The 20,547-nt window shown below is 72.5% G+C and carries 19 protein-coding genes; 6 read left to right on the forward strand and 13 right to left on the reverse strand.

The genetic code is table 11. The annotated features are described in order from the left end of the window. Positions 1-86 precede the first annotated feature (86 nt). On the reverse strand, positions 87-1,973 hold the full coding sequence (gene phsA, locus AB0J12_RS02075) for an O-aminophenol oxidase PhsA (protein WP_363262185.1): 1,887 nt from the start codon (positions 1,971-1,973) through the stop codon (positions 87-89). Between the two features lie 163 nt (positions 1,974-2,136). On the opposite strand from phsA, the gene AB0J12_RS02080 reads away from it, so the two are divergent. Further along, positions 2,137-3,069 carry a hypothetical protein gene (locus AB0J12_RS02080; RefSeq protein ID WP_363262186.1) on the forward strand — a complete coding sequence of 311 codons (933 nt, stop codon included), beginning with the start codon at positions 2,137-2,139 and terminating at the stop codon, positions 3,067-3,069. Positions 3,070-3,178: 109 nt separating this feature from the next. Here the strand turns inward: AB0J12_RS02080 and cyc2 are convergent, their stop codons facing one another. Further along, a complete protein-coding gene (gene cyc2 / locus AB0J12_RS02085) occupies positions 3,179-5,341 on the reverse strand; it encodes a germacradienol/geosmin synthase Cyc2 (RefSeq protein ID WP_363262187.1) in 2,163 nt (720 codons plus the stop codon). Positions 5,342-5,505: 164 nt separating this feature from the next. Between cyc2 and AB0J12_RS02090 the strand changes: the two genes are divergently transcribed. Both AB0J12_RS02090 and AB0J12_RS02095 read left to right on the forward strand, forming a co-directional pair. Continuing rightward, entirely contained in the window at positions 5,506-5,652 is a 147-nt protein-coding gene (locus AB0J12_RS02090) for a hypothetical protein (protein ID WP_363262188.1), read from the forward strand. Further along, the gene (locus AB0J12_RS02095; protein ID WP_363262189.1) at positions 5,649-6,911 is read left to right on the forward strand and encodes a cytochrome P450; all 1,263 of its coding nucleotides are present in this window, start codon (positions 5,649-5,651) and stop codon (positions 6,909-6,911) included. Before AB0J12_RS02090 ends, AB0J12_RS02095 begins: the two co-directional genes overlap by 4 nt. Before the next feature lie 24 nt (positions 6,912-6,935). Here the strand turns inward: AB0J12_RS02095 and AB0J12_RS02100 are convergent, their stop codons facing one another. The 6 genes from AB0J12_RS02100 to AB0J12_RS02125 all read right to left on the reverse strand — a co-directional run bounded on the left by AB0J12_RS02100 (position 6,936) and on the right by AB0J12_RS02125 (position 12,809). Beyond that, positions 6,936-8,117 (reverse strand): damage-control phosphatase ARMT1 family protein, encoded by a 1,182-nt coding sequence (locus tag AB0J12_RS02100; protein WP_363262190.1) that lies wholly within the window; start codon positions 8,115-8,117, stop codon positions 6,936-6,938. A 199-nt stretch (positions 8,118-8,316) separates the two neighbouring features. Continuing rightward, the gene (locus AB0J12_RS02105) at positions 8,317-8,970 is read right to left on the reverse strand and encodes a ScbR family autoregulator-binding transcription factor (RefSeq protein WP_363262191.1); all 654 of its coding nucleotides are present in this window, start codon (positions 8,968-8,970) and stop codon (positions 8,317-8,319) included. Positions 8,971-9,271: 301 nt separating this feature from the next. Continuing rightward, complete coding sequence (locus AB0J12_RS02110; RefSeq protein WP_363262192.1) at positions 9,272-10,228, reverse strand: ABC transporter substrate-binding protein; 957 nt, start codon at positions 10,226-10,228, stop codon at positions 9,272-9,274. A gap of 90 nt (positions 10,229-10,318) precedes the next feature. After that, positions 10,319-10,987, reverse strand: coding sequence for an ABC transporter permease (locus AB0J12_RS02115; RefSeq protein WP_363262193.1), 669 nt, complete (start codon positions 10,985-10,987; stop codon positions 10,319-10,321). Continuing rightward, entirely contained in the window at positions 10,984-11,691 is a 708-nt protein-coding gene (locus AB0J12_RS02120) for an ABC transporter permease (RefSeq protein WP_363262194.1), read from the reverse strand. Before AB0J12_RS02120 ends, AB0J12_RS02115 begins: the two co-directional genes overlap by 4 nt. Then, positions 11,688-12,809, reverse strand: a complete 1,122-nt coding sequence (locus AB0J12_RS02125; RefSeq protein WP_363262195.1) for an ABC transporter ATP-binding protein — start codon at positions 12,807-12,809, stop codon at positions 11,688-11,690. The genes AB0J12_RS02120 and AB0J12_RS02125 overlap by 4 nt, the downstream gene beginning before the upstream one ends. A gap of 218 nt (positions 12,810-13,027) precedes the next feature. Between AB0J12_RS02125 and AB0J12_RS02130 the strand changes: the two genes are divergently transcribed. The 3 genes from AB0J12_RS02130 to AB0J12_RS02140 are packed head-to-tail and all read left to right on the forward strand — an operon-like array spanning position 13,028 to position 15,807. Beyond that, the gene (locus AB0J12_RS02130; RefSeq protein WP_363262196.1) at positions 13,028-13,624 is read left to right on the forward strand and encodes a LysE family translocator; all 597 of its coding nucleotides are present in this window, start codon (positions 13,028-13,030) and stop codon (positions 13,622-13,624) included. Positions 13,625-13,626: 2 nt separating this feature from the next. Further along, on the forward strand, positions 13,627-14,328 hold the full coding sequence (locus AB0J12_RS02135) for a phenylalanine--tRNA ligase beta subunit-related protein (RefSeq protein WP_363262197.1): 702 nt from the start codon (positions 13,627-13,629) through the stop codon (positions 14,326-14,328). A gap of 15 nt (positions 14,329-14,343) precedes the next feature. After that, positions 14,344-15,807 carry a PLP-dependent aminotransferase family protein gene (locus AB0J12_RS02140; protein WP_363262198.1) on the forward strand — a complete coding sequence of 488 codons (1,464 nt, stop codon included), beginning with the start codon at positions 14,344-14,346 and terminating at the stop codon, positions 15,805-15,807. A gap of 3 nt (positions 15,808-15,810) precedes the next feature. Here the strand turns inward: AB0J12_RS02140 and AB0J12_RS02145 are convergent, their stop codons facing one another. The 5 genes from AB0J12_RS02145 to AB0J12_RS02165 all read right to left on the reverse strand — a co-directional run bounded on the left by AB0J12_RS02145 (position 15,811) and on the right by AB0J12_RS02165 (position 20,399). After that, on the reverse strand, positions 15,811-17,031 hold the full coding sequence (locus tag AB0J12_RS02145; protein ID WP_363262199.1) for a PP2C family protein-serine/threonine phosphatase: 1,221 nt from the start codon (positions 17,029-17,031) through the stop codon (positions 15,811-15,813). A gap of 46 nt (positions 17,032-17,077) precedes the next feature. Next, positions 17,078-17,827 carry a PP2C family serine/threonine-protein phosphatase gene (locus AB0J12_RS02150; RefSeq protein WP_363262286.1) on the reverse strand — a complete coding sequence of 250 codons (750 nt, stop codon included), beginning with the start codon at positions 17,825-17,827 and terminating at the stop codon, positions 17,078-17,080. A 97-nt stretch (positions 17,828-17,924) separates the two neighbouring features. Then, positions 17,925-18,332, reverse strand: a complete 408-nt coding sequence (gene msrB / locus AB0J12_RS02155; protein ID WP_363262200.1) for a peptide-methionine (R)-S-oxide reductase MsrB — start codon at positions 18,330-18,332, stop codon at positions 17,925-17,927. 14 nt (positions 18,333-18,346) lie between these two features. Further along, positions 18,347-19,735 carry a UDP-N-acetylmuramate--L-alanine ligase gene (gene murC, locus AB0J12_RS02160; RefSeq protein WP_363262201.1) on the reverse strand — a complete coding sequence of 463 codons (1,389 nt, stop codon included), beginning with the start codon at positions 19,733-19,735 and terminating at the stop codon, positions 18,347-18,349. A gap of 190 nt (positions 19,736-19,925) precedes the next feature. Then, the gene (locus AB0J12_RS02165) at positions 19,926-20,399 is read right to left on the reverse strand and encodes an indole-3-glycerol phosphate synthase (protein ID WP_363262202.1); all 474 of its coding nucleotides are present in this window, start codon (positions 20,397-20,399) and stop codon (positions 19,926-19,928) included. Positions 20,400-20,547: the final 148 nt, after the last annotated feature.

A 20,547-nucleotide genomic window follows, 5' to 3' on the forward strand; every position in this document is an offset into this window, starting at 1 on the left:
CCGGGGACTGGCGCGAGCCGCGGTCGATCACGCGGCACGCGGGGCCCGTCAACCTGCGTGACGCGCGGGTCCCCTGAGGGCGCGCCTCAGCCGGTGTGTCCCTCTCCGTGCCCGCCGTGGGCACCACCGTGGTCGAACTTCAGCGCCTCAGGCGGCATGACGACGAACGGCCGCATCATCCCCATGTCCTCGTGCTCCAGCAGATGGCAGTGGTACATGAACCGGCCGTACGCCCCGTCGAACCGGCCCATGACGCGCAGTATCTGGCCGCCGGGCACCCGGAAGACGTCCTTGTGGCCCCGCTCGTTGGGCGCGAGGGGGATCGTCCGGCCCGCGTCGAACCGGATCGGGGTGCGGGTGCCGCCCACGGTCGGGTCGAAGCCGGAGATGTCGTAGGCGTCGCGGCCGAGGATCTGGAAGTCGGCCAGGTGGATGTGCATCGGGTGCACGATGGGGGCGAGGTTGAGGAAGCTCCACTGCTCGTGGCTGCCCTCGCCGATGGTGAAGCCGAGCCCGTCGTTGAACGTGCGCGCCGTGCGCCGGTAGGTCTTCGTGGTGCCGTCGGCTCCGGTGACCTGGAGGACGCCGTCGGCGGGGAGCTGAAGCCCGGACGGGTCGGCCACCTCGGTCATCTCCCAGATCTCCGGGTGGCCGCCGGCTCCCTTGGTGGCGGGCGGGGTCAGCACGATGAGGCGGTGGCCGTGCGGGATGTCGTGCGTGAGGCGGCGGAAGGAGCCGGAGAGCACCTCGGGCAGCTCGAAGGCGTCCGGCTCGCAGCTCTCGCGGACGCGGAACTTCATCACCTCCGGGTAGCGCACGTCACCGGCCGGGTCGGGCACGCCCGGCGGTTGGTTGCGGCCCTTGTTGACCAGGCGCAGCGTCCGGCCGGCCAGTGCGCGGAAGTCGACGAGCAGGTCGAACCGCTCGGCCGGCGCGGCGGTCAGGGTGGGCAGCGTCGCGTCGAAGTCGATCGGCACCGGGCGCGGGAGCAGCCCGCCGTCGCTGCCGATCTGGTGCACGACGCCCGGCACGGGCGTGCCGTCCTCGTCGACGAGGACGAGGTCGTAGATGCGCGCGTTGGAGGCGTTGACCAGCCGGAAGCGGTACCAGGCGGCGTCCACCTCGGCGTACGGCCAGATGCGGCCGTTGACCGTGGTGTACGGGCCGGTGAACGGGATGGACACCGGTTTGCCGGTCTCCGGGTTGCTCTGCTGCACGATCACCGTCTTGTGCAGCAGCCGGCCGTTGAAGCGGCCGTCCTCGTCGGTGTCGAGGTTGCGGTCGGCCAGCAGCAGCGGGATCTCCCGGTCGCCGGACGGCAGATGGAGGGCGTCCTCCTCGTCGTCACGGACCAGGTAGGTGCCGTACAGGCCCGTCATCACGTTCCACCGGGTGATGTTCATGGCGTGGTCGTGGTACCACCACTGCACCGCCTGGTGGTCGTTCGGGTACTCGGAGAGCTGGGCGTCGCCGTGGCCCACGGCGTTGTCCGCCCAGCCGTCGTTGCCGCCGCCGGTCTGCGCGCCGTGCAGATGCGTGACCGACCAGGCGGGCAGGGCGGCGACGTCCTTGTTGGGCTCCACGCCCTCGCGGCCGGGTTCCGTGGTCGCGGGCGGGCGGCCGTCGGTGCGCAGCGGCACCTCGACCGACGTGACCGGGTACTCGCTGTCCTTCGGTATGCGGTTGGTCCAGGCGATACGGACCCGCTGGCCGCGCCGTACCTCGATGGTCGGCCCCGGCACGTGCCCGTCGTAGCCCCACATCAGTGTCGGTGGCAGCTGCGGGTGCAGGCGCACCCAGGTGGGACGCAGGGCGATCTCGGTCTCGCGCAGGACATCGCCGGTGGCCGGGCGCAGGACGGGCGGGACGGGCAGCGGCGCGACGTACGGCGTCAGTTCGGCCGGAGCCGGTGCCGGTGCCTCGTCCTCCTTCTTCTCGCTCGCCGTGATCGTCTGGTCGACGAGGTCGGTCAAGGTGAACACCCCCGTGTTCTGTCGTCTGTTCCCCTCACCCTGGAAGACTCCCCGAACGCGGCCGAAGTTCCCTGAACACCCCATTCCGGACGAGAAGATCCGGTGACCGGCGCAGCGTCACGCCGACCCGGCGTTGTCAGTGGGCCCTGTTACGTTCTGTGACATGACCGATCACGCGCTGCCGAAGCTGCGGGACAACCCGCGCCTGGCCGAACTGGCCGCCTTTCCCTTCGACTTCGACGTGGACCGCGCGGCCCACGGCCATGTGGAGCCGGTGCGGCTGGCCTCGGGCGGTCCCCTGACCGTGGTGGCCGGGGACGACACGGGCGGCACCTACTTCGTGTGCGCCGACGGCTGTGTGCTGCACGCCGACTCCGAGGGCGGGGCGTGCCTGATCGGCACGAGTGTCGACGAGGCGCTCGAGGTGGTCATCGGACTGGCCGACTGGGGCGCGTTCGCGGATCTGACGCCCGGGGACGGCGCGGAGCGGATCCTCGCGCGCAAGGCCGAAGTCGAGGACGAGCTGCGCGAGCACTACGGCATCGACGACGAGCGCGAGGAGCTGCTCGCCGGACTCGGCCTGCCGCGGCGCACACCGATGGAGCTGGTGAGCATGCTGCACCGGGCGCTGACGCGCACCGAACCCGACCATGTGCTGCTCAACGCCCGTGAGCTGAACGCCTACCGGTTCCTCCACGACCACGACGACCTTCCGCCGCTGTGGGAGTACTTGGGCGTCGACGCCGGCGGGTTCGCGGAACCGGCCGCGCAGCCGGCGGCGACCTGGACCCGTCCGGCCCTGGCGCAGGGCCGCACGGAGGCGGTGCGGGTGGCCCTCATCCGCCGCCTGGACGCGTTCGTCATGAACCAGAGCCTGCTGGGCATACCGGGGGCGCCCGGGCATCTGGACACCTCCCCGCTGCGGGAGCTCGCCGAGGAGTTCGAGCACCTCGGCGACCTCCCCCAGGCGCTGCGCGCCCAGCGCCTGTACACCGCGCTGCAGGACACCCCGCAGGAGCGGGCGGCCGCCACCGCGATACGCGACCGCCTGGAGGAGCGGGTGCGCCGCGCGCCGCAGGTGCCGGTCGTCGGCTGAGCCGCGGGACGGGGCGCGCTGGGGGCCGCAGGTCGCCGAGCGGCCGTGTGCGCGCGCAGGCGCGGGCCGTCAGCCGAGCGGCCGAGCGGGAGAAGCAGGCGCGTGCCCGTCAGCCGAGCGTCAGGGCGGGCGCGGCGGGCGGGCGGTCCGGCAGGAAGCCGTGGGCGCGGCGGGCCAGCCACTCGGCCTTGTAGCGGTCCACGCTGCGGTGCCAGTTGAGGATGCCGGCCATCCAGTTCCGCAGATCGGTGACATACCCCTGCATGGCCGCGCGGGCCTCCCCGGACAGGGCGAAGTCGTCGTACAGCACGGGCAGTTCGTGCGCGGCCACGTGCTCGAACTGCTCCATGCGCTGGGTCATCAGGTCGTGGACCACGCCGAGCGCCTGCGGATAGTCACAGCCGAAGAAATTCTGGACGACAAGGATCGCGTTGTGGATCTCCCCCTCGTACTCGATCTCCTTCTGGTAGGAGAAGACGTCGTTGAGCAGGCAGGCGTAGTCGATGGCGGCGTTCTCCAGGGAGCGCACCGGTCCGCCGGCGTACACCTCGGGCGGCACGGCGGGGCCGTGGCCCATGCGGCACAGGCTGAGGGTGAGGTCGGAGCCGAAGGTCTGGCGGCGCATCTCCAGGTAGTCGACGGGGTCGGGGACGCGGTTCTGCAGCTGGTTCGACAGCTCCCACACCCAGCTCTCGGTCATCACGTCGACGGACGCCTTCAGGGTGCGCCGCTGCTCGGCGGTCATCCCCGCCGTGGTGCGCGCCCACAGGTCGATCAGGGCCCGTTCCATGGCGTTGGCCGGGACGAGCGGTTCCTCGCCGTCGACGGGCATGCACGCGGACAGCCGGGCCGTGGTGAGGCGGGCGGCGGCCAGGTCGCGGCGGTGGCCGTAGACCAGCGGGTAGTAGTCGTCGCCGTAGGTGCCGAAGGCGAGCCAGCAGGAGCTGAGGTCGAGGGCTTCGGGGGTGGCGTCCGGGTCGAGGCCGGCCGAGCACAGGGCGAGGTCGTAGGCGCGGAGCTTGTCCTCGTCCCACACCCCCTCGCTCAGGATGCCGATCTCCCGGCACCAGTCGGCCAGGCGCGAGCGTGTGCCGTCCAGGTGCGGGCTGAGTTCGAGCGGGAAGGGCATGTACAGGTCCGGGATGCGGGACGGACCGACCTTCTGGAAGGGCACGTTCCGGTAGGCGCGCAGCCGGTCCTGGGCGGCCGAGGCGAGCAGCGCGCCGACGTCGGCGGCGGAGGTGCCGCGCCCGGTGAGCGCCTGCCACGGCGAGTCGGTCCGGGCTCCCTTGTTCATGTAGCGGCTGGAGCGCAGGTGCCACTCGTGGCCACCGGACTGCCAGTCCTGCAGCCCCTTGGTGTAGGCGGCGACGGCCGCGACCTCGGCCGGGCCGAGCCCGTGCTCCAGGGCCAGCGCGGGCACCTCGGTGAGCGCGGTGTGCTCGAACTGGTGCAGTCGCGAGGTGAGGATGTCGTTGACGGTCTGCGCGGCCTTCTGGGTCGTACAGCCGAAGAAGGTCTCCAGCACGAGGACGCCGTTGCTGTTCTCGCCCTCGTCCTCCACCTCGCGCTGGTAGGAGAAGAGGTCGTTGCGCAGGTGCACGGCGTCCGAGAAGGTCTCCATCAGCACCCGCAGCGGCCGGGCGCGCGCCACCGCCGCCGGGACCTCGGCCGTCGCGTACTCCACGAGCCCCGCCGACCAGGGCGCGCCGCCCACCTTGCGGCGCATCTCGATGTACTCGACCGGGTTGGCGATACGGCCCTCGTTGATGTTGGACAACTCCCACATCGACTCGTTGAGCAGGTGCTCGGTGGCGACGGAGAAGCGGCGCCGCCAGCCGGCCGACATGGACGGCACGGTGCGCTGCCAGAGGTCCTTGAGCCCCGCCTCCACGGGGTTCTCCGGCTCCGGCACGTCCGTGGCGGGGTCCAGCGGCATGAACAGCGGCAGCCGGTCGAGGTGGGCCTTTCCGGCGGCGCGGTCCTGGGTGCGCTTGAACATGTCCAGGAAGTGGTCGTCGAAGAAGAACACCCACACGTACCAGTCGGTGATCAGCGACAGGGCGGCCCCGTCGCAGTCCGGGTGGGTGTAGGCGCAGAGCAGCCCGTAGTCGTGCGCTTCGAGGTCGGCCTGCTCCCAGATCCCGGACCCCTCGAGCATGCCCATCTCGCGCGCCCACCGCGTGGAGTGGGCGCGGGCCTCCTCCAGATGCGGGTTCAGCCGCGCGGGATACGGCATGTAGAAGTGCGGGAGTTCGAACGGCTGCGTCATGGCCGGGCCCTACCCAGGGCCGTCGAAGCACATCCGGAGGGGCGGACGTGATCACACCATCGCGTGAACTCGGGCCCGAACAGCGTCGAACCGCCCCGAACGGCCCCTGCGGGAGCCCCTTCCGGCCCCTGGACGCCGTGCGGGCCGCGGTGCACCGTGGTCGCATGACGACGTTCACGCTCCCGCACGAGCTGTGCGGCCACGGCGATGCGCGGGGCGCCGACGCGCCGTTCCCCACCGGGCGGGCCGCCCCGGACCACGGGAACGACCCACATGCGCCGGAGACGGCCGGCGAGGGCGAGGGCGCATGACCGCCCCCACCGCCCCGCCCGTGCCCGACGTGTTCGACCCCCGGCAGTACGCCGACGGCGTGCCGTACGCCGCCTACCGCGTGCTGCGCGACCACCACCCGGTGGCCTGGCAGGCCGAGCCGGAGGTGCTGGGCTGGCCCGCGGGCCCAGGATTCTGGGCGGTGACCCGGCACGCGGACGTGGTGCGGGTGCTCAAGGACGCGACGACGTACTCCTCGCATCTGGGCGCCACCCAGATCCGCGATCCCGACCCCGAGGATCTGCCGTTCATCCGGCGGATGATGCTCAACCAGGATCCGCCACGTCACGGCAGGCTGCGCCGCCTGGTCAGCCGGGCGTTCACACCGGGCCGCGTCGAACGCTTCACGGACGTCGCCCGGGACCGGGCCCGGGAGCTGCTCGGCCGGGCCCTGGCCGGGGCCCCGGCCGGCGGCGGCACCGTGGATCTGGTGTCGGCGGTCACCGACGACTACGCGCTGCTCAACCTCACCGATCTGCTGGGCGTACCGGAGAGCGACCGCGGGCTCCTCCTGCACTGGACGCAGCGCGTCATCGGCTACCAGGACCCCGACGAGGCGGGCCCGTCGGTGCGGGACGCGGCGGGCCGCCCCGTGAACCCGCGTTCGCCCGCGATGCTGCGGGACATGTTCGCGTACGCCCGGCAGCTCGCCGCGTTCAAGCGCCGCCATCCGGCCGACGACATCATGACGGCCCTCGCCCACGACGCCGAACTCACCGGTCCGGAGCTGGAGATGTTCTTCTTCCTGCTCACGGTCGCCGGCAACGACACCGTGCGCAGCGCGGCCCCCGGCGGCCTGCTGGCGCTCGCCGAACACCCGGAGCAGTACGAGGCGCTGCGCACGGGGAAGCCCGATCTCGCCGTGGCCGTGGACGAGTTGCTGCGCTGGCATCCGCCGGTGCTCACCTTCCGCCGTACCGCGCTGCGGGACACGGAGCTGGCAGGGCGGCGCATCCGGGCGGGCGAGAAGGTGGTCGTCTTCCACGCCGCCGCCAACCGCGACGAGCGGGTCTTCGCCGGACCCGACCGACTGGACCTCGCCCGCTCCCCGAATCCGCAGGTGTCCTTCGGGGACGGCCCGCACGTGTGCCTGGGCGCGCACTTCGCGCGGCTGCAACTGCGGCTGCTGTACGGCGAGGTGCTGCGGACACTGCCCGCGCTGCACACGGCGGGACCGCCGAAGCGGCTGGTGTCGAACTTCATCAACGGCATCAAGGCGCTCCCGGTGCACGCCGGTTGAGCGCCGCCGCATGCTGGAGGCGGGTCACTGCCCCAGCTGGATCAGCGCATGCGTGCCGCTGGTCCGCCACCGTGGCCCCTCGGCGGAGTCGAGCGCGGCCACGGTGGCGGCGTCGAGACCGGTGACCACGTCCGACTTCAGGGTGCGCAGCGCGGCGACCGGTCCCGGGAAGTGGGCGGTGACCTCGGCGAAGGGGGTGGTGGCGGGCCACATCCGGTCGCCGACCAGGCGGCGGTAGTTGAGGTCGCCCTTGACCACGGTCAGGGTGCAGGCGGCGAACTCGGCGCGCAGGTCGTCGGGCATCCGCGCGTACGGCAGCGGGCCGGCCGAGAACGGGTGGGTGCGCACGGTGAGGGTGCCGTCGGTCATGGCCTGCCACAGCCGCCGCCCGTGGTCTGCGGCCGCGCCCGCAGCTGCGGTGAGCCGGCGAAGGGCGTCGACGACGTCGGCGGTGGTGGCGTCGGAGACGTAGTACGGGTGCGGTTTGACGTGCAGCAGGACCCGGGCGACGTGGCCGTGGGCGAGCAGGTGGGAGATCAGCAGCAGGTCCGGTACGAGTTCGCGGCCGGCGTTGTCGGCGACGAGGCAGAGGGTGCCGTCCGCGCGGCCGGGCGGGAGCAGCGCCCACAGGGCCGCGCTGTCGTCGGCGAGCAGGGCCGGGGTGGTGTCCCGGGCGGCGCCGGCGGCGGTCTGGAGGCGGAAGCTCAGGTCGGCTCGGTTGCCCCACAGGGAGCCGTGCAGCAGGGCGGTGGCCTGTTCGTCCCGGCCCAGGTCGGCGAGCCGGTCGAGGGCGGCGAGTTCGCCGCCGGTCTCGGGGGCGTCGAGTTCGCCGCGTTTGGCGGGCCGGAAGGGGTCGATGCCACGCCAGGGGCCGTCGCCGAAGTAGCCGACGGTCTGCAGCAGCAGGCGGTAGAAGTAGCTCTCCGACCACAGCCACGGCACCTCGAACCAGGACCGGCCGGTGTACGTCGAGAGCCCCCAGGCCAGCCAGCGGTCGCGGTCGGGGGCGCCGGGCGGGAGCGGTTCGATGACACCGCCGGTGCACTGGGCGAGCAGCGCGTCGAGGGCGGCGTGCAGGTCGGGGCCGTACGGGAAGGAGTCGCGGACCTGCCGGATGATGGCGGGGTGCCGTTCGGCGAGCACGCTGTGCGGGAAGGAGCCGGGCTCGTCGGCGCGCAGCTCCGGGGGCTGCGGGGTGTCGGGCATGCCGCTCACCGTACCTCCGGCCCTCCGGCCGCGCCGCGCACCGAACCTCCGGCTCCACGACCCCGCCGCTCACCGCACCTCCGGCCACGACCGCGCCGTATACGCCGCTCACCGCACCTGCGGGCCCCGGCCGAACGGTATACGCCGCTCACCGTGCCTCGGGCGCCGGCGGTCCGGTGCTGTGGCCGGGAGGCCGGGGTCAGACGGCGGCCGCGGCGGTCTCGCGCTCCAGCCGGGAGACGAGCGTCAGATAGCGCGGGCGGCGCGGCACGGGCACCAGGCCGCGGATCAGCAGGTGCCACATCTCGGCCATCCGGCGGGGCAGCCGGGTGACGGGCTCCAGGGAGCGGCCGACGACACGGGTGCCGACGAAGAAGGAGACCAGGGAGTGGGTGACGGCATCGATGTCGACGTCCGGGTGGAGGTCGGACTCGCGGACCGCACCGCGCAGCCGCCGGGAGACCAGCTCGCGCCACTCGGTGAAGGGGTGGCGCAGCGGGGGGCGGACCGGGACGGATCCGGTGGCGAGCCGGAGGCCGGCCCGGGCGATCGGGCCCTCCACGGACAGGCGGGCGAAGCCGAAGGTGATGCGCATCAGGGCTTCCAGGGACGGATAGCCGTGGCCGTCGATGTCGCCCGCGACCCTGCGCGAGGCCTCGGACTGGATCTCCAGGATGGCGTGCGCCAGATCTTCCTTGGCGGCGAAGTGGAAGTAGAGGGCGCCTTTGGTGACCTTGGCGTGCTCGACGATGTCGCTGAGGCTCGTCGATTCGTAGCCGTGCCGGTCGAACAGGTCGGCTGCGGCGGTGAGGATCGTCGCGCGGGTCTGTTCGGCGCGTAACTGCCTCGGCATCGGCGGGTCACTCCTGGGGGACGGAAAAGAACGGACCATGCCGTTTGTTCTACTCACTCCCCGTACATGCTAGCTCACCGGTTGCCGGGGCCCACAGGGCCCGCCGAGTCCCCGCGGGCCCCGGCCCCCACGCCGGGCGCGGGGGCCGTACGCCCGTCAACTCGCCCTGACGGCACGGCCTTCGGTACCGGCGACGGATCGAGCGTACGCTCACGAACCAACCCTTCGTGAGCCGAGGGCCGCTCAGCTTCCGCCGGAAGTGCCGGAATTACCGGGACGGGCGGTCTGTTTTGCTTGCCGCTCAGCCCAGCTGCACCGACTTCAGCCACGCCTGCGCCACGTCCAGCGGGTCCTTCTTGTCCAGCTGGACCTGGGCGTCCAGGCCGAGCAGCGTCTTCGTGTCCAGCTTGGCGGAGACGGCGTTCAGGGCGTCGACACCCGGCTGCGGCAGGCCCTTCTTGTAGACGAGGGGCTGCACGTTCTGGAAGCCGAAGAGGTTCTTCGGGTCCTGCAGGACGACGAACTTCTCCTTCTGCACGGTGGCGTCGGTGGAGAAGAGGTCCGCGACCTGGACGTTGTTCTGCTTCAGCGCCGCCTGGGTCAGCGGGCCGCCCGCGTCGAGCGCCTTGAACGACTTGAACTCCAGGCCGTACACCGACTTCAGGCCCTCCAGGCCCTGCTGCCGCTTCTGGAACTCCGGCGAGGCGCCGACGACCAGGTCCCCCGCGATGTCCTTGAGGTCGGCGATGGTCGAGGAGGACGTCAGGTGGTACTTCGCCGCAGTCTCGGAGTTGACCGCCAGCGCGTCCTTGTCCTCGGCGGGCGACGGCTGCAGCAGCGTCAGCTCGGGGGCGAGTTTGGCCGCGATGGCCCGGGTGGTCTCCTCGGCCGACTTCGGCGTGGCCTTGCGGTCGAGGTAGGCGAGCAGCGCGCCGTTGTACTCGGGCAGGACGGTGAGGGAGCCGTTCTTGATCAGGCCGTAGGTCGTCTCGCGGGTGCCGATGTTGGGCTTGTAGGTGACCTTGATGCCCTTGGCCCGCAGGGCCTCGCCGTAGATGTCGGCGAGCAGCGTGGACTCGGGGAAGTTGTTGGAGCCGACGACCACCGTCTTGCCGTCGGAGTCGTTCTCCGCGAGCGGGTTGTCACCCTTGCTGTCGGAGGAACACCCTGCCAGCAGCACCGACGTCGCGGCGAGCACGACGGCGGCGGCGCCGGGGAGGGTCCTGCGGGGCCTGCTGCGCTGGGCGGTAGTAGTCACCCACTGATCCAATCCAGCCACTTCTCCCCCGTCAAGGGCATTTGTGTTACCAATGGCGTTCGTCACCCTGCCCGTTGGAGTGCCGCCGTCTCAGCCGCGCCGGCGCACCCCCGGCGCCACCGCGTAGCGGCCGGCGGCCCAGAACAGCGCGAGGGTGACGAGGGCCAGTCCGGCCACCAGGGTGGCGCCGCCGACGACCTTCTCGTAGTCGTGCTGGTACAGGCCGTCGATGACGTACCGGCCGAGGCCGCCGAAGCTGACGTACGCCGCGATGGTGGCCGTCGAGACGATCTGGATGGCCGCCGAGCGCAGGCCGCTGAGGATCAGCGGGAGCGCGACGGGCAGTTCGACCCGGAAGAGGATGCGCGTCTCGGGCATGCCCATGCCCCGTGCCGCGTCCACCGGGGACGGGTCGACGGAGCGCACCGCCTCGTAGGTGGTGACGAGGATGGGCGGGATCGCGAGGACCACCAGCGGGATCATCACGGGCAGCAGCCCGAAGCCGAGCAGGATGAACATCAGCACGAGCAGGCCGAAACTGGGCAGCGCGCGGGCGGCGGTGGCGATGAGCGCGAGCGCGTTGCCGCCGCGTCCGGTGTGCCCGGTGACCAGCCCGGCCGGCAGCCCCACGGAGGCGGCGATCGCCAGCGCGAGGAGCGAGTACTGGACGTGCTCGCGCAGCCGGGTGGGGATGCCGTCGTAGCCGTGCCAGTGCGAGCTGTCGCTGAAGAAGGCGTCGATGAAGTGGAGGATGTTCACCGCGCGGCCTCCTCGGCCGCGGACACGGCCGGTTCGGGCCGCGGCCCGGCGGACACCGTGCGGGTGCCGCGCGGCATCCAGGGCGTCAGCAGCAGGCGTACGGCGACGAGGACGGCGTCCGCGAGGACGGCGAGGACGGCGGTGCCGATGACCGACAGCCACACCAGCCGGGGCTGCTGGTAGGTCATGCCGTCGTTCAGCAGGTTGCCGAGGCCCCCCTGGTTGCCGATCAGCATGCCGACGCTCACCAGGGACATGCTGGAGACGGTCGCGACGCGCAGCCCGGCGAGGATCGCGGGCACGGCGATCGGCAACTGCACCGTCAGATAGCGGCGCACGGGCCCCAGTCCCATGGCGGTCGCGGCGTCGAGGGTGTCCTGTGGCACCGAACGGACGCCGTCGACGACGGCCGGGACGAGGACCACCAGGCTGTAGAGGCCGAGCGGGATCATCACAGTCGTCTCGCTCTGGCCGGTGTAGTCGATCAGGAAGACGATGAGCGCGAGGGAGGGGACGGCGTACAGCACGGTCGTCACCCCGAGCACCGGCGGGTACAGCCAGCGCAGCCGCACGCACAGCTGGGCGAGGGGAAGCGCCACCAGCAGTCCGGCGAGGACCGGGATCAGCGCCTCGCGCAGATGCATGCCGACCAGGCCGAGGTAGGTGTTCTGCAGGTCGCTGGGCAGGTCGAACAGGCCGTTCATCGCAGGGCCTTCGGCTCGCTCGGGGTCTCGGCGTGGGCGGCGCGGATCGCCGCCCCGATGGACTGCTGCGACACGACACCGCGCACGCGCCCGGTGTCGTCCACGGCGACGGCCCAGCCGGTCGGCGACAGCACGGCGCAGTCCAGCGCGGCCCGCAGCGAGTCGGTGCCGGCGACGAACGGCCGCCCGTAGGGCAGCAGTCGGGCGGTGTCGATGCTCCCGGCACTCAGCGCGCCGGGCTCGCCCCAGCCGAGCGGCCTGCCGTCGGAGTCGGTGACCAGCAGATAGGACGCGTCGGCGGCGGCGAGCTGCTCGGCGGTGGCGTCGACGGCGACGACCGGCGCCGTGAGCAGGTCGAGGCCGGCGGAGGAGAAGAAGGACAGCCGCCGGATGCCGCGGTCGGCGCCGAGGAAGTCCTCGACGAAGGCGTCGGCCGGGTGGGACAGCAGCTCGGCGGGCGGCGCGTACTGGGCGAGCCGGCCGCCGGTGCGCAGGACGGCGACCATGGTGCCCAGCTTGACGGCCTCGTCGATGTCGTGGGTGACGAAGACGATCGTCTTGCCCAGCTCGTCCTGGAGGCGCAGCAGTTCGTCCTGGAGGCCCTTGCGGACCACCGGGTCGACCGCGGAGAACGGCTCGTCCATCAGCAGCACCGGCGGGTCGGCGGCGAGGGCCCGGGCGACGCCGACGCGCTGTTGCTGGCCGCCGGAGAGCTGGTGCGGGTAGCGCCGGGCGAGCGAGCCGTCGAGGCCGACGCGTTCCATCAACTCCCGGGCGCGCTCCCGGGACTTGGCCTTGCTCCAGCCGAGCAGGCGCGGGACGGTGGCGATGTTGTCGACGATCGTGCGGTGCTGGAAGAGTCCGGCGTGCTGGATGACGTATCCCATGGACCGGCGCAGGGTGTGCACCGGCTGCTGCTGGAGGTCGGTGCCGTCCAGCAGGATGCGGCCCTCGCTGGGCTCGACCATCCGGTTGATCATCCGCAGGGTCGTCGTCTTGCCGCAGCCGGAGGGGCCGACGAGGACGGTGATCGCCTTCTCGGGTATCTCCAGCGTGAGCCGGTCGACCGCCACCGTGCCGTCCGGGTACCGCTTGGTGACTGATTCCATCCGTATCAAAACGCCGAACGCCCTTCGGTTGGCAGCACGTGCCTGGCGGTGGACGTCTTCCGTACGTGCGTACGAACGCCCGCTGCCGGGAGAGTCTAGACGCCGTGAACGTCCCTACCCGGTAAGGCCACGGTTTATGGACCCGTGAACGGCGCCGTCTTTGGCCCTGTCCGGCGGGCCAAGACGCGGACAGGGTGGGAGGCCTCGCCCTTCTCGCGGAGGTTTCCTTGAGCTTCACGTTCCTGCTGACCACCCTGGTCGTGGTCGTCACCCCGGGCACCGGCGTGGTGTACACGCTGGCCGCCGGGCTCACCCACGGCCGCCGGGCCGGCGTGGTGGCCGCGTTCGGCTGCACCCTCGCCACCCTGCCGCACCTGTTCGCCGCCGTGACCGGACTGGCCGCGCTGCTGCACGCGGGCACCGTCGCGTTCACCGTGGTGAAGTACCTCGGTGCCGCCTACCTGCTGTACATGGCGTGGGCGATGCTGCGCGACCGCTCGGCGCTGGTGGTCGACCCGGAGGCGGCACCGCGCTCCACCTCCCGCCTGATCGGCTCCGCCGTCCTGGTCAACCTGCTCAACCCCAAACCCGCCCTGTTCTTCCTGGCGTTCCTGCCGCAGTTCGTCGCGGCGGGCGACGTCCGCGCGATGCTGCGGCTGGGCGCCGTGTTCATGGCCCTGACCTTCGTCGTCTTCACCGCGTACGGCCTCGGCGCCGCCGCACTGCGGAAGCGGCTGCCGCAGCACCCCGGACTGCTGACGGGGATGCGCCGGGGCTTCGCCGCCTGCTTCGTCGCCCTGAGCCTGCGGCTGGCGGTGGCGTGAGCATGCGTTTCCGGCACGCGGACACGATCTGGTCCACCCACCCGCAGCTCACCGCCGGCGTGCTGTACGCCGACGGGGTCGACGCCCATGCGGACACGGGCCCGCGAGCAGCCGCGCACACCGCGCGGGCCGCGGCCCGCCTGGCCGGGGCACCGGAGGGCGAGTTCCCGGAGATCACGGCCTGGCGCCGCACCTTCTCCGGGCTGGGCCTGCGGCCCACGCAGTACCGATGCGCGGCGGAGTCGCTGCTGCGGCGGCTGCGCAAGGAGGGCGGACTGCCGCGCATCCACCCGGTGGTGGACCTGTGCAACGCGATCTCGGTGGCCCACGCCGTCCCCGTCGCCGCCCTCGACGCGGACCGGATCGCCGCTCCCCTGCTCGAAGTACGGCCCGCCCGGGGCGAGGAGGTGTACACGGCGTTCGACGGCACCACGGAGCATCCCGCGCCCGGCGAGGTCACGTTCGTCGACTCCGCCGGCCGGGCCCACGCCCGCCGCTGGACCCACCGGCAGAGCGGTTGGTCCGCCGTCGGCCCGGACACCCGCCGCGTCCTGGTGGTGACCGAAGCCATGCACGACGGCGGTGAGCGAACCGTGCGCGCGCTGCTGAAGACGGTCGCGGAGGAGCTGGCCGCGCACTGGCCCGTGGTCACCACCGACGCCGTTCTCACGGCCGGGGCGCCGGAGTTCGCCTTCGCCGGCTGAGGGGCACGTGACAGCATGAGCCCGATGAACGCAGCGTCCGGCGGCTCCGACTTCCTGCAGCTGGACATCGGTGCGGCACCGGCCGGGGGCAAGGCGCGGTGGCTGACCGAGCGCCTGCGCCGGGCCATTGCCGACGGCCGGCTCACGGTGGGCAGCAGGCTGCCCCCCACCCGGGTTCTCGCCGCCGAACTGCGCGTGTCACGGGGCGTGGTGGCGGAGGCGTACCGGCGGCTTGCCGAGGACGGCCACCTGGAGGGACGGCGGCGCGGAGGCACGGTCGTGGTCGCGGTCCCGCAGGAGCCGGTACGCGGCGAAGCTCCCGGGAAGGCCGGCCCGGACATCGCTCCGTTCACCGGCGAACCGGGCCCGGACGTCTTCGACGCGTTGCGCGCGGCCCCGGCCCCGTTCGACTTCACCCCCGGCCGGCCCGACCTGGCGGCGTTCCCGCGCGCCGCGTATCTGCGCGCCGAACGGGCCGTCCTCGCCGGGCTGTCGGCGGACAGTCTCGGCTACGGCGACCCGCGCGGCGCGCTCCCGCTGCGCCGGTCCGTGGCCGACTGGCTCGCGCGCAACAGGGGTGTGCGGGTGGCCCCCGACGACGTACTGATCGTGGCCGGCACCGCACAGGCGCTCACCCTGCTGCACGCGGTCCTGCGCGCGGACGGCATCGAGGCGGTCGCGCTGGAGGACCCCGGCTCGCTCGGCTCCCGCCAGCATCTGCGCAACGGCGGGCTGGCCACCCCACCGGTACCGGTGGACGAGGCCGGCATACGCGTCGACGCCCTGCGCGCCTCGGGCGCCCGCGCGGTACTGCTCACCCCGGCCCACCAGTTCCCCACCGGGGTCGTCACCAGCGGCGAGCGCCGCCGTGAGCTGCTGCGCTGGGCGCAGGACGGCGGGCTGATCCTGGAGGACGACTACGACGCCGAGCACCGCTACGACCGGCCGCCGGTACCGGCGCTGCGCGAGCTGCTGGCCGACCGCGTCTGCTACATGGGCAGCGTGTCGAAGCTGCTCGCGCCCGCCCTGCGGATCGGCTGGCTGATCCCCCCGCCCGCCTATCACGCCGCCCTCACCACCGCGAAGCGCTTCACCGACCTGGGCAACGCGGTGCTCCCCCAGCTCGCGCTGGCCCGGCTGATGGACTCCGGCGACCTCGAACGCCACCTCCGGCTGCTGCGCGGCCGCCATCGCCGGCGCAGAGACGCGATGATCGGCGCCCTGGCAGCCCATCTGCCGGGCGCGGTCGTACACGGCGCCGCAGCCGGCCTGCACCTGACGGTCACCTACGCGGCGGACGTCCCGGACACCGCCCTGGCCGCGGCGGCACTCACCCACGGCGTCAAGTGCCACCCCCTCTCCTGGCACCGGCAACGCCCGGGCCACCCGGGCCTGGTCCTCGGCTACGCGGCGACACCGACGGGAGTGATCACGGAGGGAGTGGCAGGGCTGGGCAGGGCTCTGCGCGAGCTGAGCTGACGCCTACTCCCCGCCCCGCCCCCGCGGCCGCGCCCCCAGCACCGCCACGTCGTCCTCGGCATGCCGTGCGTCCATCCGGACCAGAACGGTGTCCAGAATCTCCTCCAGGGTGGCTCCGGCAGGGAACCGCACCTGCGCCAACCGCTCCAGCCCCCGATCGATGTCCTCCCCGCGCCGCTCCACCAGCCCGTCCGTGAACAGCAACAACGTGTGGCTGCTGTCGAGGTCGTAGGTGGCGGACTCGTACCCGCCGAGCCCGGTCCCGAGCGGCGGCCCGACAGGCAGCGGCAGCAAGCGGCTGCCGTCGCCCTCGTCGATCACGACCGGCGGTAGATGTCCGGCCCCGGCCAGCGTCACCTGCCCGCGCGCGGGATCGACGCGGGCGATCAGGCAGGTGGCGGGCCGCATGTCCGGCTCCCCGGCGGCGAGGTCGTCCATCTGGCGCAGCACCCGGTGCGGCGGGAGATCGGTGGCGGTGATCGACCGCAGCGAGGAGCGGTACGCGGCCATGTCGACGGCGGCCTCCACTCCGTGGCCCATGACGTCGCCGACGACGAGCAGGGTCCGGCCGAAGGGCAGCCGCACGGTCTCGCACCAGTCGCCACCGACCAGGGCGCGCCGCCCGGCGGGCAGATAGCGCACGGCCACGTCGAGGTTCGGGTGCGGCCGTCCCGGCTCGGCGAGCAGCGCACGCTGCAGATCGCCCATGGTGCGGCTGACGCGCGCGTACTCGTCGGCGTGCCGCAGATACGGTCCGACGGGAGCGGCCAGCAGCGCGAGCAGTTCCGCCTCCTGCGAGGTGAGGGGCGGCGCCGACCGGGCGCACACAAGGACGCCGTACATCTGCTCGGGCGTGGCGAGCGGCAGGCAGACGACGGCACCCCCGAAGACCGCTCCCCGCAGGAGCGGCCCGCCCTCCCGCACCGCCTCGGTGATCCGGCGCACGTCCGGCAGCGCGTCGGCGTCCCCGCTGATCGCCTCGTACCCGGAGACCGTCCCGCCGGTGATCCGGACGATCGCCGCCGTGCACGCGGCGAACACGCTCGCGGCGTGGGTCAGCTCCGCGCAGGTGAGATCCGCGTCGAGCGTGGTGCCGACCCGGGTCAGCAGCGACCGCAGCCCGGCGAGCCGCCGGTCGGCGGCGCCGGTGCCCCGGGCGGTCCCGGGCCGGCCCGGGGAAGCCGGCCGGCCGAGCCCTCTGATCCGTCGCACAACGCTGAACACGATCAAATCGTGACAGCGCCCGCCCGGCCGCGCACAACCGGGATCATCACGGGCCCCCGTCCCCTTCCACGCGAACGACCGCCAGCGTGATGTTGTCCGGTCCGCCCGCCTGGATGGCCGCGTGCCACAGCTCGAAGGCAGCCCGGCCGTCGTCGTTCTCGCGCAGCACCGCCTCCAGCACGTCCTCGGTCACCGGGTCGGTCAGCCCGTCGGTGCACACGAGGTAGCGGTCGCCGGGCCGCAGGGGAACGGTGGTGACATGCGGCCGGACGTCGCGGTGGGCGGCGGAGCCGCCCAGGCACTGGGTGACCAGGGACGTGGTGCGCTGCCCCGGTTCGAGGGGCGGGCTGTCGTCGACGCTGACCTGGCGCAGTCCGTCGGAGGAGGCCGCGAAGACCCGGCTGTCGCCGACGTTGAAGACGAGCACCGAGTCGTGCAGCAGGACGAGACCGGCCACGGTCGTGCCCATGGCGGTGAGGTCGCCGCCCTCGGCGGCCTGGTACACGGCGCGGTTGAAGTCGCTCAGCGCCTCCCGTACCGCCTCCTCGTCCCCCAGTACCGGCCCGGCCCGTGCGAGCAGGCGGGCGACGAGCGCACTGGCCACCTCACCTCCGGGATGGCCGCCGAGCCCGTCGGCGACGGCGACCACGACGGGCGACCGCAGCGGAAAGACCAGGGTCTGCGGGATCTCGGTCACCGTGGCGCACAGGGTCCACGGTCCGGCGACGAGGCTGTCCTCGTTGTGTTCGCGCACCAGCCCGGGATGGCTCAGCGCACTGACGGCGACGTACGGCATGTGCAGGTCCACCGCCTTCCCGCTCCGGACCCTGCCGGTCCTGCGCCGGCCGTGGGCCGGGCCTTTCCAGTCAGTCTAGATCGGCCCGGTGACGCGCTCAGCCCTCTTCGGGTTCAAGGCGCAGCGCGATGCTGTTGATGCAGTAGCGCTGGTCGGTCGGGGTGGGGTAGCCCTCTCCCTCGAAGACGTGCCCGAGGTGGGAGCCGCAGCGGGCGCAGCGCACCTCGGTGCGGACCATGCCGTGGGAGCTGTCCTGCACCAGCTCCACCGCGTCGGTGTCCTTCGGGTCGAAGAAGGACGGCCAGCCGCAGTGGGACTCGAACTTGGTCTGCGAGGTGAACAGTTCGGCCCCGCAGGCCCGGCAGGAGTACACACCCTTGGTCTTGGTGTCCGTGTACTCACCGACGAACGCGGGCTCCGTGGCGGCCTGGCGCAGCACCGCGTACTCGGCCGGGGTCAGCTCCGCCCGCCACTGCTCGTCCGGCTTCTCGACGTCGTACGACATGTCGGCCAACCCCTTCACTTGTGCGCGAGACGGTCCAGGATGCGCGGGCCGAGGTCCGTGACGTCGCCCGCCCCCATGGTGAGAACGAGATCACCGGCCCGCGCCATTCCCGCGACCACGTCCGGCACCTCCGCCTTGTCGTGGACGGCCGTGACGTCGGCGCCCGCGGCGCGCGCAGCCTCGATGATCAGCTCGCTCGTGATGCCGGGGATCGGGTCCTCGCGGGCCGGGTAGATGTCGAGGACGACGGAGGCGTCGGCGAGGGACAGCGACTGGCCCATCTCCTTGCCCAGCTCCTGAGTGCGGGAGAACAGGTGGGGCTGGAAGACGACGAGGATGCGCGCCTCGCCGGCGGCGCCCCGCATGGCCTCCAGGTCGGCGGTCATCTCGGTGGGGTGGTGGGCGTAGGAGTCGATCACCTGGACGCCGGCCGCCTCGCCCTTGAGCTGAAGGCGCCGCTTGACGCCCGTGTACGCGGCGAGCGCCGGGGCCAGCTCGGCGGCCGGGATGCCGAGGGCGGCGCCCGCGGTGAGCGCGGCGACCGCGTTGAGGGCGTAGTGGCGGCCGGGGACGGAGACCTCGAAGGTCAGCTCCTGACCGTCGAGGACGACCGTGACCTGGCTCTTGAGGCCCTGCGGCACGATCGACAGCACACGCACGTCGGCGTCCTCGGCCTCGCCGTAGGTCACCACGCGCACGTCCTCGACGCGCCGGGTCAGCTCGCGCGCGCCCGCGTGGTCGGCGGAGATCACCAGCGTGCCGCCGGGCACGATCTTCCCGGCGAAGGTCTCGAAGGACGCGTAGATCTCGTCTATCGAGGCGTAGTTGGCGTGGTGGTCCAGCTCGACGTTGAGGACGATCGCGACCTCGGGGGCGTACTTGTGGAAGCTGCGGTCGCTTTCGTCGGCCTCCGCGACGAAGATCTCGCCGTCGCCGTGCAGCGCGTTGGAGCCGGGCGCGTCGAGATCGCCGCCGATGGCGTACGACGGGTTAAGGCCCAGCGCGGTCAGGGAGACCGCGAGCATGGACGTGGTGGTCGTCTTGCCGTGGGTCCCGGCGACGGCGATCGGGCGCAGGCCCTCCATCAGCGCGGCGAGCGCGTCGGAGCGGTGCACGACCGGGATGCCCAGCTCGGCGGCGCGCACCAGTTCGGGGTTGTCCTTGCGGATGGCGGAGGAGACGACCACGCAGCTCGCGTCGTCGGCGAGGTGCTCGGCGGCGTGCCCGATGTGCACGGTCGCGCCCAGCGCGCGCAGCGCCTCGGCGGTGGCGGACTCCTTGGCGTCGCTGCCGGCCACCTTGGCGCCGCGCTGCGCGAGGATCTTGGCGATGCCCGACATCCCGGCGCCGCCGATGCCGATGAAGTGCGGTCGGTCCATGGCGGTAGGAAGGCCGGGTGCCATGCGTTCTTCTCCCAGATACGGTGCGGACTGGAGCGTGCCTAGCCTATGTGCTCAGGCACCGGGCTCCTTGCAGCGCGGGCCACCGGTCCGACGCAAGGGGCGCGGGGAACTGCGCGACCAGCCACAACGAGCCCGCACCCGGACAGGCGCCGCGCCCCGAACGGCGCGGACCGGCCACACCCGCGGAGCGCTACGCCTTGCTGTGGGAGAAAAGCTTCAGCACCGGCACCCCCACCTTGTGCCGCGCCCGCGAGGCCCAGTCGCGGTGGAAGAACTCCTCGACATAGTGCGGGTCGGTGAGCACGATCACCTCGTCCGCGCCGATCTCGTCCACCAGCCTCCTGAGCGCGTCCAGCGGGTGGTCCTCGACGAACCGGCCCTCGGCGGGACTGCCGGCCGAGCGCAGGGCGGTCAGGGACACGTCCAGCGCCTGCCGGCCGACGCTCCTGGCCTCGTCGCCCTCGGGTGTCTCGTTCTCGCGGGCGGCCTCGTCGATCTCGCCGAGCGCGATGTCGTCGATGGCTCTCAGGAGCCGGTCGGCCTGGTCGCCCCGGGGCTGGAGCAGGACGTGGAAGGTGACCGGCTCGTCCCCGTGCAAGCTGGTGACGAACTCCACGTCAGCGGACGTCAGGGCCTTCTCGATCATCAAAACGCTTGTGAACACCAGGCGCCCCTTCTGCTGCGGGGGCCCCGTGCCCCCTGTCCTCCGTGGGCCGTGCCAGCCCCTGCGGAAACCATCCTGCCCCGTGATCGCACGGGTTCTGCCGGATTTAGTGTGCCCATCACAAGCAAATCGGAACGGCATATTCCGT

Origin of the sequence: Streptomyces sp. NPDC049915 (genome assembly GCF_040656475.1) — a bacterium.
In the GTDB taxonomy this organism is placed as follows: domain Bacteria; phylum Actinomycetota; class Actinomycetes; order Streptomycetales; family Streptomycetaceae; genus Streptomyces.